The organism is Adlercreutzia equolifaciens, from assembly GCF_029076695.1.
Lineage (GTDB): Bacteria > Actinomycetota > Coriobacteriia > Coriobacteriales > Eggerthellaceae > Adlercreutzia > Adlercreutzia equolifaciens_A.
Map to the genome: position 1 here is coordinate 554,470 of NZ_JARFIK010000001.1, position 13,133 is coordinate 567,602.

The window sequence follows — 13,133 nt, forward strand, 5'->3', positions numbered from 1 at the left end:
AGATGCCCTTTTTCATAACAGCGGCCCTCGCCTCGTAAGAACAGGAGAGACTCATGAGCACCAAGATGATCGACGGCGTGAAGATCAACGTGAACTACGCCAACGGCAACGACGAGCCCGTGTCCGATAACGAGATCAAGGCTTATCTGCATCGTGCCGCCGAGAAGTATCCCCATGGCAAGCTGGAGTCTCTGACGCTCGATGTCGATGGCGAGGACGTGGGCATTCACTACGGTCTGGCTCCCGTGAAGTTCGACCGCATCCGCCGTATCACCGGTTACCTGGTAGGCACCATGGATCGCTTCAACGACGCCAAGCGCGCCGAGGAGCATGACCGCGTCAAGCACGAGGTTGCCTAAACTCAATGGCTTGCAAGAAAAGCCCGGCACGGAAGACGCTCCGTGCCGGGCTTTTTCATTTTAAGGGGCTTTGCCGCCGATGATGTGCCGGCTTGCCAAGGCACTTCATAAAAAGGCCCCGACTGAGTGCGGGGCCGAGATTGCCGTTTACTCCTCGTACAGCGAGAAGTCGTCCTTGCCGACGCCGCAGATGGGGCAGACCCAATCCTCGGGGATGTCCTCGAAGGCGGTGCCGGGCTCGATGCCGCCGTCCGGATCGCCCACGGCGGGATCGTAGATATAGCCGCACACGTCGCAAATGTACTTGTCCATGGTATCCTCCCAGTTCTCGTGCCGGCAGGCGCCCTCTGCGCCATTGCTCGGTCTGGCTGATATGGGCCTATGATGGCATGACTGTCGAGCAGCGGCCTCGGCAACGGGAAAACCGACTCCGTTCTGTAACTACCCGTCAAAAGGCGCGGATCTCTCTTGTGTCCGCTTAGGCCTCACGTCCGCGCAGGTAGTCGATGATGTCCTGGCGGGAGTGGAGCCCCGTTTTCGCGTAGATATGCATGACATGGGTGTGCACGGTGTCCAGAGAGGTTCCCAGCTGTTGGGCCACGCGCTTCTGCGTATAGCCGCCGGCGTACAACTCGAGCACTTGCTGCTCGCGATCTGACAGCATGTACGTTTCTCCCAGGGCGACAAGCCCTTCCTTCCAGGCCGTTGCCGCATCGGTTGGCGCCGCGGGCGCGGGTGTTGCGGGGGCAGTGGCGACGGTTTCGCTGGCTGCGCCCGGCAATGGAGCTTGGGCGGCCTCGTTCGCCGCCGCCGTTGACGTAAGGGACGCCGCATCCGCTGGCGTAGAGGGGGCAGCGGCCGCGGCTTGAGTCGCTCGAGCCCCAATCGCCGCCGAGAACGGTGCAGGGGCGGGGAACACCACGGTTTGCTGCAGGGCCCCTTTCTGGTAGCCCATGAATATGGCCAGGGCCGATACCATGAGGCATGCGCTGAGCACCGTGAAGACCGCCAAGGTGCTGGGGTGCCCGATAAGCAGGAGAGCCCAGCGGGCGGCGGCGCGCCCCAGGGTCCAGGTGAGCCAGCCAGCAAGGGCGTAGTAGTAAGGATCGCGCTTGCCGATGGATTCGAAAGAAATGACTACGTAGCAGACGATGCCGCCGAGCAGGGCGTTCGCCACAGCGGTGCCAACGCCGCCCACCATGATGGTGTGGGGGAAGAGAGCATAGAGCATGAGGGCCGCCACCGCGGCCATTTCCACGAGGGCCCAAAGCCCCCAGCTAATAATGTCGCGATTGCCCCGAGAGGCCAGAACGGCAATGAGCAGGCTAAGTCCCACAAGCACGAGCGTTTGCAGGGCCAGCGCCTCGGGACTTAAGGCGATGGGCAGTCCGTGGGGGTACCCGCGCAGGGCACCGACTACCACCGAGAGCAGCCCTGCAGCCGCAGCGCACGAGGCGAGAAACACCGAACTCATGGTGAAGCGCGGCGCGAAGTCGTAAAAGCCGACGGTGCCATGGGCAAACGAGAGGGTGGAAAGGGGCGCGTAGCGACGACTGCATTTGAGGCAGACAAGCTGTCCCAGGGTAAGAACAATGGTGACCGCCGCCCCCAGCGGCAAGGGCAGCATATGCAGTCCAAGGAGCATGATCTCGCTTAGTCCCAAGGCGCTGAAAACGTAAACGACCGCCACCGAGCTGTGCGTTCCCTTCGCAAGGCGAAGCCAATAAAAGACAACGCCCGCGGCAAAGACGGAGAGCAGCAGACTCAAGGGAAACGAAAGAGTAGCTCGAAGAACGTCGTTGCCTTGAACAACCGCAGCCACGGCAATGATGACGGCGGCGCCGACAATGCCCAGGCGAGCGCCGAAGAGCGCTTGCGCATCGGTGAGTTGGACCTTACGTACGAAAAAAAGAAGGGCCACAACGGCCACAAGTATGAAGAAGGCTACCGCCGCTTGAGCGCCCCCCATCCCTTCGGGCATGCTCTGGTAGCTGCCGAAGCTGCCCAACGTGAAGCAGAGGCGTCCGAAGGCGAGCCCGAGCACGCAGGGGAAGAGCTCCCGAAGGTTGCGCGAGTTGCTCATGGGGACCGCCTTTCTACCAAGAGATTGTTGATGCTGCAGTATGGCGAACGCGGCCGGAGAGGCTTCACTTCGCATGTTGGTGACTTTCAGAATAAAGGTTGAGTTCCGCGATGACCTTCAGATCGCCGATCCGTAACGGAGGAGAAACGAAAACCCCTAATCACCTGAAAGAGTTGATGCCTCAACCCCTCAGGTGGTCACAATCCGAGCCAGGAAGAACAAGCCCGCTACCTCGTGTTTTGCCGTTGACGCGCTGTAATCTTCGGTGAAGTTGCCGCTTCGTCTTCCCATCCTATTCGTCCTAAACCAGTGGCGGCGCGCTGGTTGAAAAGAAAGGAAAGGAGCCATCATATGCTCACCGAAACGCAGCAAAAGATGGTCGATCATGCCCAGCTGCAGAAGATCAACGGCTGGAATCACATCAAGGTGAAGGGCTCGCCCTACGAGTGCGGTTTCCAGGAAGGCTATCTGCTGGCCGACCAATGGGCCGACGCCCAGCGCGTGTTCGCCTATATGACCTACGAGACCTACGGCAAGGAATATTCCTGGTTCGCCGAGCAGTCCATCCGCTTGCACAAGGACGTTATTCCCGAGCGCTATATGCAGGAGCTGCAGGGCATGGCCGACGGCCTGACTGCCGCAGGCGTCGAGGCATCCGTCGATGACGTCATTGCCTGGAACGACTATATGGAAATGACCGGCTACTGGTGGCCGGTGAACGCCCCGAAGATCATGAGCCGTCCCCAGATGAAGACGCACCGCAAGGAGCACTGCTCCGCCATCTGCGCCACGGGCGATGCGACCCCGGACGGCAAGCCGGTTATCGCCCACCAGAGCTTCGACGAGTTCTGGAGCGGCCAGTACTTCAACGTATGCAAGCACGTGAAGCCTGATGAGGGCTATGACTTCGTTATGCAGGCCTCGGGCCCGTGCATGCTGGCTTCCATGACCGACTTCTACGTCATCTCCTCGGGCCTGTCCGTCACCGAGACTACGCTGGCCGGCTTCGACAAGTACAGCGAGGAAGGCATGCCCGAGTGGGTGCGCATCCGCGATGCCGTGCAGTTCGCCAGCACCATCGACGAGTTCGTCGAGCGCCTGAACAAGGGCAACAACGGCGGCTACGCCAACGCGTGGCTGATTGCCGACAAGAACACCGGCGAGATTGCCCGCTACGAGCAGGGCCTGGAGTATCAGGCCCTTGAGAAGAAGACCAACGGCGCCTTCTTCGGCTGCAACGCTGTGTTCGATCCGCGCATCCGTAATCTGGAGTGCAAGGACAACGGCTTCAACGATCCGCGTCAGCAGACCGGCGCCCGTCGCCAGCGCTGGATGGAGCTCATTGACAAGTACTACGGTTCCATCGACGTCGAGCGCGCCAAGCTCATGCTGGCCGACACCTTTGACGTGTACCTGGGCTACAACAACCCCTCGTCCCGCTGCATCTGCGCCCACTACGATGTCGATCCGCAGTACTACGCCGACGATCCGGATGCCGTGTGGAACATTCCGTTCTACCCGGCCGGCTCTTGCGACGCCAAGGCCGCTGGTCCCGACGACATGGAGCACATGCGCATGTGGGGCCGTTACGGCCGTGCCGACGGCGTGGAGTTCAACGCCAAGGAGTTCATGGAGCAGCATCCGCTGTGGAAGTGGATGGACGGCTACCTGTACGACCGTCCCACCCAGCCCTGGACGCTGTTCGATTAAGAAAATCCGGGTTGCGCCCCGTCGGACCCTCCAGAAAAGCCGACGCCGCCCAGCCCTTTCCAGATAGATGACGAAACCGAAGCAAGTAGTAAGAACAGGAGCCATAGAAAATGAAGATCTCAAAAGAGCAAATTGAGAAGATGCACGAGAGCTTCAAGAAGTGCGAGACTCAGCAGGTGGCTCAGAAGGCCGTTACCGTTAACGGTATTCTGAAATCTGCTGAGAACGTGGAAGTGCTCAAGCGTCTCTCGCCGGCGAACTTCGCCTTCTCCATCGACGTGGACAAAGAGGCCGTCGCCAACCAGCTGATGAGCGGCCGTTGCTGGATGTTCGCTTGCCTGAACACCCTGCGCTTCCGCATTGAGAAGGAGCTTGACCTGCCCCACGGTACCTTCGAGCTTTCCCAGGCCTATCTGGCCTTCTACAACAAGCTGGAGCGTGCGGCCTGGTTCATGAAGCACATCGTGGAAACCGCTGACAAGGACCTGAACGACCGAGAGGTTACCTGGCTCATTCAGTCGCCGATGCAGGATGGCGGCGACTGGGACATGGTGGCCGCGCTGGTGAAGAAGTACGGCGTGGTACCGCATTCCGCCATGAGCGAGACCCACTGCACCAACAATACCTCCGAGGTGAACACCGTGCTGTCGCACCTGCTGCGCCAGGATGCGCTGAAGCTGCGCTCCATGGCTCGCGAGGGCAAGGACACCGAGGCCGTCCAGGAAGAGATGCTCAACGAGGTGTACCGCATCTTGGCCGTGTGCTTCGGCGAGCCGGTGCAGAAGTTCGACTTCCAGTACGAGGACAAGAAGGGCAACTACCACGCCGATTACGACCTCACGCCGCTTGAGTTCTACAAGAAGTACGTGGGCATGGATTTGGACGACTATATCGGCGTCATCAACGTGCCCGGCGATGAGAACCCCTATGGCCGCACCTACACCATCGAGGACTCCGATCAGATTCCCGAGCGCGAGAACCTGTACCTCAACGTTGAGATGGATGACCTCAAGCAGATGGTCATCGCTCAGCTGAAGGCCGGCGAGCCGGTGTGGTTCGGCTGCGACGTGCTGCAGCACTGCGATCGCTACAAGGGCGTCATGGACATGGATCTGTACGATCTCGAGGCCATGTTCGGCATCAAGTTCAACATGACCAAGGCTGAGCGCTACGCCATGCGCGAGAGCCTGCCGACCCACGCCATGGTCATTGCCGGCGTCGACCTCGACAAGGACGGCAAGCCCACCAAGTGGAAGATCGAGAATTCTTGGGGCACCGAGAACGGCGGCAAGAAGACCGGCAACAACGGGTACTTCGTCTGCGGCGACGAATGGTTCGACAACTTCGTCTACGAGGTGGCCATCAACAAGAAGTTTATGACTGCCGAGCAGCAGAAGGCCCTTACGGGCGAGCCCATCGTCTGGCCGTTCTGGGCAACCTTCAATCCGGTTTCCGCCTAACGAGCACCCCGCGGGCCGGCGCGGTCCGCACTATCTACCAACCTGCCGGAGGGGCCGAGCGTTTCAAGCTGGCCCGGCCCCTTCGGCCCTACCCGATAGGGGACTATCATGAGCGCATCTGCATCCTCTCCTGCGAAAACGTCGGGGAAGGGTGCGGCGAAAGTAAACAGTGGCACGTACATCAGCTTGATGGCACTGGTTATGATGAACGTTACGATCATCGGCAGTGTCGCCAACGATGTTCAGCAAGCGTACTACGGGCTTTCTTCCGTTACACTCTTCATCATCGGCGCAATCGTCTTCTTCCTGCCTACCGGTTTGGTAGCAGCCGAGCTGGCCTCTGGCTGGGGTCAGCGCGGCGGCATCTTCCGCTGGGTCGGCGAGGCTTTAGGCCCTGGCTTGGCCTTTACCTGCCTGCTGATTCTGTGGTTCCAAACCTCCATTAACTTCGGCTCCGGCGTGGCATCTGCTTCCGCCACCATCGGCTTCTACACGCCCGATTGGGACTGGGCCGTCGACTTCATGAACCATCCCGAGAACCAGTTCTTCATCATTCTCGCGTGGTTGGCGTACTACTGGGGCCTGACCTTCCTGGCCACCAAGGGCGTGAAGGCCTTCGCCCGCATCACGAAATACGGCGTGATCATCGGCACGTTCATTCCGCTGGCCTTCATCGTCATTATGACGGTGGTATGGCTGGCTCAGGGCAACGTGTCCAACGTGACGCCCACGCCTGAGGCTTTCAATCCCTTCGCCAGCGGCTTCAGCCTGACGAACCTGGCCCTGGCTGCCGGTGTGTTCTTCAGCTTCGCGGGCATCGATATGAATGCTGCCCACATTAAGCAGCTGAAGAAGCCCCAGAAGGAATTCCCGCTGTCCATCTTTATCGCTATGATCCTGACGCTGATCATCTTCATCGCCGGTACCGTCTGCATCGCTATTGTGACGCCGAAGTCCGAGATGAACCTGGTCTACGGCTTGTACCAGACCTATAAGATCTTGGGCGAATGCTTCAGCTGCCCCTGGATCTACGTGGCCTTCGTGTGGGTTGGCTTGGGCGCTTCCATGGCGTCGCTGGTCACCAACATGGCTGGTCCTTCCTTCATGCTGGGCCAGGCCGGCCGCTCCGGCTTCCTGCCGAAGATCCTGCAGAACAACAACAAGCACGGCATGCCGAGCCGCCTGATGTACCTGCAGATGGGCTTCATGACCGCTGTTGCCTTCCTGTGCTTCCTTATTCCTAACATCGAGGGCTTCGTTATTCTGATCACGCAGGCCATCACCATTCTGTACATGATGTACTACGTGCTCATGTTCGTGTCCTTCCTGAAGTTGCGTCACGATCAGCCGAACCGTCCGCGTCTGTTCAAGGTGCCTGGCGGCAAGGTCGGCGCTTGGGTTGTTGCCGGCGTGGGCCTGCTTGCTTGCGTGTTCGGCATCGTGCTGGCCATCATCCCGCCGGCTCAGGTGTCCGAGGAAGTGGGCAGCCCGGTGACCTACGTGGTGGTCATCTTGGCCATCATCCTGGTGACGTTCGCCATCTGCTTCGGCGTGTACCAGGCCTCCAAGCGTCACAACTGGGTTGACCCCAACAACGTGTTCGCGCCCTTTACCTGGCAGCTCGAGGGCTTGAAGAAGCCCGCCAAGGTGCTTTCCAACGTGCCGTCCGAGCTGATGAGCGAAGGCCAGAACCCCATGGGCATGCCCATCAAGAAGCTGTGGAACCCCAACGAGCAAATTGTTCTTCCCGACGAATACGTGCCGGGCAAGCATCATCCCTCTTCGCCGTCCCTTGAGGCTGGCGACGACCCGGCGGCCATGAACCATCCGGTGAAGACCAACGGCGTGGCGAACACGGCCGTGGCCATTCCCATGAGCCAGCCGGTGATCATCTCCAAGAAGGCCGGCATTGGCACCTCGGCGACGGTGGGTCTGAAGAAGGCCAAGTCCGACGAGGGCACTGAGCCGGTGCGCCTGGATCCCGAAGTACCCGCCGCCCCTGCTGATGAGGTAGCGGCCGAGACCGTGCCGCGCGACCCGGTGGCCGATGCCAAGCGCGCCGCCGCTGCCGAAGAGGCGGCCAAGGCCGCCGAGGCCGAGGCCCGCAAGAAGGCCGACGAATATGCCGTCGAAGCCCAAGCGCTCGAGCAGCAGGTGCAGGCCGACAGCGATTTGGCTGCCGCCCGCCGCGAAGTGAAGGAGGCCAAGGCCGCGGCCAAGCAGAGCAAGCGCGTGGCCGAGGGCAAGGAAACCGCGAAGGTTCCCGCCAAGGACGCTTCCGACGCTGCCGCCAAGGACAAGGGTGACTCGAAGGATAAGCCTTCCGACCAGAGCGGTAACAAATAAGAGCGGGCGTTCCTTCGGGACGCTTCAGAGAGTATGGCAAGCAAGGGGCGCCGTTTCCGATGGCGTGGATTGCCGAGAGCGGCGCCCCTTGTTCGAAAGGTAGCGAGATCAGGGAGTCTGATCAACATGAGCAAACAAAACAGTGCACAACCAATGAAGGGCTCAAGCCCCGGGGCCACGACGACCGTGGCAGCAACCGCCACGGCTGCGGGAGCGGCGGCAGCCACCAAGGCCGCCTCCGACGTTCCCGCCGTCAGCCAGGATCCGCATCCTACCGTGGCCAAGAATCACAAGAACGGCGACCCGTTCAAGCGCACGCTGACCGTGCCCGATATGGTCATCTGGGGCCTCATTTGCATGGTGCCCATTTCGCCGATGGCCATTTACGGCGGCGTGTTCACCGACTCCAACGGCATGCCCACCCTGGCCTTCCTTATCGGCTTCGTGGCCGTGCTGTTCTCGGTGTTCTCCTTTGGCATCATGATCAACCATTTCCCGTCGTCGGGCTCCATCTTCACCTACGTGAGCCACGTGATGGGCAAGGCCATGGGCTTTATTGCCGGCTGGTTGATGCTGCTGCAGTACCTGGTAAGCCCGGCGCTGGTATACCTCATCGCCGCTATCGCCATCCATGAGCTGGTGCCTCAGATACCAATTCTGGCGCTGTGCTTCGCCTTCCTGATCATTGTGGGCGTTGTCTCGCTGATTGGCATGAAGACGGCCATGGTGGTGAACAAGGCGGCGCTTATTGCCCAGCTGGCCATTTTGGCGCTGTTCGTGGGCTTTGGCGTGGCCTACATTGTGACGAACCCGGCTTCCACGGGCTTCAGCTTCGACAGCATCTTCAGCCCCGCTAAGTTCGAGTTCGGCGGCACCATGTCGGCTGTGTCGTTGGCCGTTATGTCCTATGTGGGCTTCGGTGCCATTGCCACGTTGACCCAAGAGGCCATCAACCCGCGCAAGGGTCCCGGTCGCGCCATGATGGTGATGGCCATTGTGCTGTGCGTGCTGTACGTGGCCCAGATGTTCGTGGCCGCCTGCATCGACCCGACGGGCGCGAACTTCGCCAACAATACCGATAACGCCTTCTACGTGGTGGCCCGTATGATCACCGGACCGTGGCTGGCCATCCTGTGCGCCGTGGGCGTGGCTCTGGCCCAGGGCGTGTTCACCGCTATTGCCCAGCAGACCTCCATTGCCTTCGTGATGTTCACCATGGCTACGGGCGGCGCGCTGCCGAAGTTCATGGGCAAGATGAGCAAGCGCACCAACTCGCCCATTAACGCCATCATCTTCATCATCGGCCTGTCCATTGTGCTGACGCTGGTGTTCCACTTCGCCGGCATCGACATGAACACCATCGCGAAGATCAGCAACTTCGGTGCCCTGGCCACCTACGGTTTGCTGAACCTGAGCGTCATCATCTTCTGCTGGTTCCAGCTGAAGGAGCGCAAGGGCGCCAAGGCGCTGTTCATGCACTTGATCTTCCCGGCGCTGGGCACCATCATCTGCTTCGCCATTATGCTGTCGGTGAAGGATGTGGCCCTGATGGTGGGCGGCATCTGGATTGTGCTTGGCTTTGTCTACTACTTTGTTCTGACCCGCGTTCTGCATCGCGAGATTCATCTCGGGTAGAGCGCTTAACCGCCCCGCGCCTCGGAGCGCGGGGCGGGGCTTGTTTCGGCTGCATGACGGTTGGTCGCGCAGCCGGGGAGCCCCTGTTTCCCGCTCATGGCGATGCGATGAGCAAGCTTCGGAGAAGGGCCTTTCGCGAGGCTCCTCCCCGAAACCTCTTCAGTATGCACGACTGTTCCGAGAGGTACGACTATTCCGTTCGACCCGGGCCTGCTGATTTTCCGTGCTACTGTTTTGCAGCAGGCCTGTGGTCGTTTTATCGCGCGGCCCCCGCCGAGACGGGCCGCGCGATTTTTTTGCGTGCTGTCTCCGACGGCTCTTGGGCCGCAGCTGCGCTTTCGTCGTCGCGGCGTCGAAAAGTGCCTAGGGGTGCAGGGTTTGCCGCAGCGCGGTTTCGAGCGCGACTATGTCCTCGGGGGTGGTGGACCAGCTGGTGACGAAGCGGACGACGGTGCGGGTGTCGTCGTAGCGCTCCCAAAAGCTGAAGCGCACTTGCTGAGCCAGGGCCTCTAGGACATCGTTTTCCAAGATGACGAACTGCTGGTTGGTGGGGGAGCGCCGGAAAAACGAGCAGCCGGCATCGGTGAGCACGCGCACCAGATCGCGGGCGCGGTCGATGGCGTTGCACGCAATGGCCTCGTACAGAGTGGGGACTGGGCTGCAGGGTGCATCTTCGGCCCCGAGTCGGGAATCTGCTTTTGAGGAATCGGTGCCGACAAGGCTGGCTGCGGGCGCGAACAGCGTGTCGAATTGCACTCCCAGCAAACGCCCTTTGGCCAGAAGGGCACCCTGCTGCTTCACGTGGGTGAGGAAGTGAGTGGGCATGGTGCCGCGGGGGAACACCACCGCCTCTCCGCACAAGGCGCCTCCCTTCGTGCCTCCGATATAGAAGACGTCGGTTAAGCGAGCAATGTCGGGCAGTGTGACGTCGGTGTCGCAGGCGGCAAGACCGTAGCCAAGGCGCGCTCCGTCAAGATAGAGGGGCAGGTCGTAGCGATCGCAAACGGCGCGCAGTTGTTCCAGCTCGGCCAAGGAATACAGCGTGCCCAGCTCGGAGGGGTGAGCGATGAACACGGCGCCAGGGAAAACCATGTGCTCGTGGTTCCCGTCGGCGAAAAAGCCGGCCAGGTAGCCCTCGAGCTCGGCGGCGTCTAGCTTGCCGCCGTGCTCGGGGAGGGTAAGCACTTTGTGGCCGGTGGCCTCGATGGCCCCCGCTTCGTGCACCGCGATGTGCCCCGTGTCGGCGCACACCACGCCGGCCCAGCTGGGCAGGAGCGCCGAAAGCACGACGGCATTGGTTTGAGTGCCCCCGGTCAGGAAGAACACGTCGGCCTCGGGCGCGTCGCAGGCGGTACGGATGCGCTCGGCCGCCGACGCGCAGAAACGATCGGTGCCATAGCCGGAAGCGGGTTCGAGGTTGGTTGCGGCCAGGGCTTCCAAAATAAGCGGATGGGCTCCCGTGCTGTAATCGTTCTCAAACGAGATCATGCAAGCTCCTTCATTGTTTTCGCCATGGTACCAGAGTAGCGGAACAACGAAAATTCGGCCGCTGTTTTAGAAATATGTGAATGCCGCCAGCCACGCAGCGTTCGCAGTGCTGCGGGACGCCGGGGCATCGGCGCCTCTTGGAGTCCAGTGGCACTTCTTGGGGTCCAGCGGCGCTCGGGACATCATCGTTTTATGGATCGTAGCCGCTCTTTAAGGGCTGGATCGACGCGGTGGCTTTCGCGGGCTTTCTGGATGGCCTTGTTGTGCGTCCAGGGGTCGAGCGCCTGCGACTCAAGAAAGGCGAGTGCGGCTTCTGGCTGTTTTGCCAGCGCTTCGGCGAAAAACCAGGCACGCATCATGTTCACGTAATATTCCTCGGAATCGATGGCGGCTACTTGCTCAAGGAGGCGCGGGTTGAATGCGTCATCAAGGAACAGCGCCAAAAGCACGCCGATGCCGTAGCGTACCGCGAAGGGATGGTCGCTGCTCATCCACCGCCGGGCTTGCGCGAGCGCTTCTTCTCGGTTTTGCGCCAAGCCCCGTGGAGACATTTGGTCGCAGGTGGCCCAGTTGTCGACAAAGGGGAGAAACTGGTCGATTCCTGCAACAAGTTCGGGAAAAGAACGGCGCCCGCTGACAATGAATGCATGAAGCTGGTTTTCCTCGAAGCAGCGATGCGGCACGGCAGAAAGGAAGTCATCGACATCGGTGCGCTTGGCAAGCTGCGTAGCGTAGGCGCGCAGCGCCGGCGTACGCACGCCGATGATCGACGCGGCAGGCAGGTTGGGAATAAGCTTTGCCTGAAATGCCTGGTACGCAGGGTCGCGATGCTCTGCTAGGAATGCGGCGATGTCGTCCAGGATGCTCATGAGCGCATTCCCGCCGAGTGGCGGAGGGACGGACAGGCGCAACGCGCCAAGGCGCAGGCCGTTGTGCCGTGCGGAATTCGCAGTTCCTGGTTCACGAAGGACTCCTTACGGTTGGGCGGTTGCGGGAATGTGTCGTAGTTGGGCGGTTGCGGGGGATGCGCCGTGGTTCTTCCAGTCTATCAGTTAGAAGGGGCGCGGTGCCAGTTTGTCCGTGCCAAGCGAGAAAGAGCCGCGTCTTGCGTTTTGCTCGCAGCTGGCTCGCTCTCGGTTCGCGCTAAGAAAAACGACGAGATTTGTCATTTGTTCTCAAAAAAGCCGATGTCGGCTATGCTTCGAAGGCGAAGCTTTGCGTGCGTTGGCGCTCGCGATGGTCGGGGTGCTCTAGGGCGGCGAGATGCGGAAGGGAGGAGCTGTCGTGTGCCATCGGTTTACACCCCTGGTGGGGGATGAAGTCGATCGGGTCATGGACTACTTGCAGGCGGTTCGTCAAGCGCTGGCCGAAGGTGCGTGCTTGGAGGCAGGGGCGCCGCGGCTTTTTCCTGCGGGTTCCGTTCCCTGGGAGGCGCTCGATTGTTTTCCGGGATCGCCTTGCGAAGTAGTTGTCGCGGAGGACGGCGTCCTGAAGAAACAGGAAACGATCTGGGGCGTAGCCGTGGAGTGGCGCAGGGGGCTTGTGTTCAATGCGCGGTTGGAATCGGCGCTGCGGGGCGAGGGCCTGTGGCGCGAGGCCATGGAGACCGGTCGCTGCCTGGTGCCCGTCCGCGCGTTTTACGAAACGCGCAACGTGGAGCCGCCGAGCGATCAGCCGTCGTTGGCGCTGGATGCGTCAGGTTCTGCAGGCAAAGGCAACCGCAAGCCTCAGTATCGGTTTACGAGCCCGGCGGATGAGGCGCTGCTACTGGCGGGCTTGGTAGTGGAGGGCAACCGTTTGACGGTGGTGACCACTGAGCCCAATGCCCTTATGGCGCCGATTCACAACCGCATGCCGCTTGTTCTTTCGACGCAGGAGGCGTGGACGTGGCTCGAAGGCGTGCCCGAGGCGCGGGCATTGCTAGCCGATCGGGCTCAGGTGGACCTTGCAGTGCAGGAACTACCGGCACCCGATAAAACAAAACGAGGGAGAGCTGTTTCAGGCCCAGGGGCCGATCAGCTCTCCCTCTTCTAGGGTGTGCTTCGGTAAAGG

At 60.9% G+C, this 13,133-nt stretch carries 10 protein-coding genes; 6 read left to right on the plus strand and 4 right to left on the minus strand.

All coding sequences use genetic code 11. From position 1 onward, the window contains the following. Window positions 1-53 precede the first annotated feature (53 nt). A complete protein-coding gene (gene nrdD / locus PZH32_RS02020) occupies window positions 54-359 on the plus strand; it encodes an anaerobic ribonucleoside-triphosphate reductase (RefSeq protein ID WP_275205961.1) in 306 nt (101 codons plus the stop codon). Between the two features lie 147 nt (window positions 360-506). On the opposite strand, the gene rd is transcribed toward nrdD, so the two are convergent. Further along, window positions 507-671, minus strand: coding sequence for a rubredoxin (gene rd / locus PZH32_RS02025; protein ID WP_275205962.1), 165 nt, complete (start codon window positions 669-671; stop codon window positions 507-509). Between the two features lie 166 nt (window positions 672-837). Further along, the gene (locus PZH32_RS02030; RefSeq protein WP_275205963.1) at window positions 838-2,442 is read right to left on the minus strand and encodes a response regulator transcription factor; all 1,605 of its coding nucleotides are present in this window, start codon (window positions 2,440-2,442) and stop codon (window positions 838-840) included. A gap of 351 nt (window positions 2,443-2,793) precedes the next feature. Here PZH32_RS02030 and PZH32_RS02035 point away from each other — a divergent pair, with 351 nt between their 5' ends. The 4 genes from PZH32_RS02035 (at window position 2,794) to PZH32_RS02050 (ending at window position 9,593) form a co-directional block, all read left to right on the plus strand. After that, window positions 2,794-4,152 carry a C45 family autoproteolytic acyltransferase/hydolase gene (locus PZH32_RS02035; RefSeq protein ID WP_275205964.1) on the plus strand — a complete coding sequence of 453 codons (1,359 nt, stop codon included), beginning with the start codon at window positions 2,794-2,796 and terminating at the stop codon, window positions 4,150-4,152. A gap of 110 nt (window positions 4,153-4,262) precedes the next feature. Continuing rightward, entirely contained in the window at window positions 4,263-5,612 is a 1,350-nt protein-coding gene (locus PZH32_RS02040) for an aminopeptidase C (protein WP_275205965.1), read from the plus strand. Between the two features lie 108 nt (window positions 5,613-5,720). Beyond that, window positions 5,721-7,958, plus strand: coding sequence for an APC family permease (locus PZH32_RS02045; RefSeq protein WP_275205966.1), 2,238 nt, complete (start codon window positions 5,721-5,723; stop codon window positions 7,956-7,958). A 126-nt stretch (window positions 7,959-8,084) separates the two neighbouring features. After that, window positions 8,085-9,593: an APC family permease gene (locus PZH32_RS02050; protein ID WP_275205967.1), complete on the plus strand. Its 1,509-nt coding sequence runs from the start codon at window positions 8,085-8,087 to the stop codon at window positions 9,591-9,593. A 363-nt stretch (window positions 9,594-9,956) separates the two neighbouring features. Here PZH32_RS02050 and PZH32_RS02055 read toward each other — a convergent pair whose 3' ends face one another. Together PZH32_RS02055 and PZH32_RS02060 are read right to left on the minus strand one after the other, a co-directional pair. After that, the gene (locus PZH32_RS02055; protein ID WP_275205968.1) at window positions 9,957-11,081 is read right to left on the minus strand and encodes a threonine aldolase family protein; all 1,125 of its coding nucleotides are present in this window, start codon (window positions 11,079-11,081) and stop codon (window positions 9,957-9,959) included. A 182-nt stretch (window positions 11,082-11,263) separates the two neighbouring features. Next, complete coding sequence (locus PZH32_RS02060; RefSeq protein ID WP_275205969.1) at window positions 11,264-11,950, minus strand: DNA alkylation repair protein; 687 nt, start codon at window positions 11,948-11,950, stop codon at window positions 11,264-11,266. A gap of 415 nt (window positions 11,951-12,365) precedes the next feature. Here PZH32_RS02060 and PZH32_RS02065 point away from each other — a divergent pair, with 415 nt between their 5' ends. Next, complete coding sequence (locus PZH32_RS02065; RefSeq protein WP_275205970.1) at window positions 12,366-13,115, plus strand: SOS response-associated peptidase family protein; 750 nt, start codon at window positions 12,366-12,368, stop codon at window positions 13,113-13,115. Window positions 13,116-13,133: the final 18 nt, after the last annotated feature.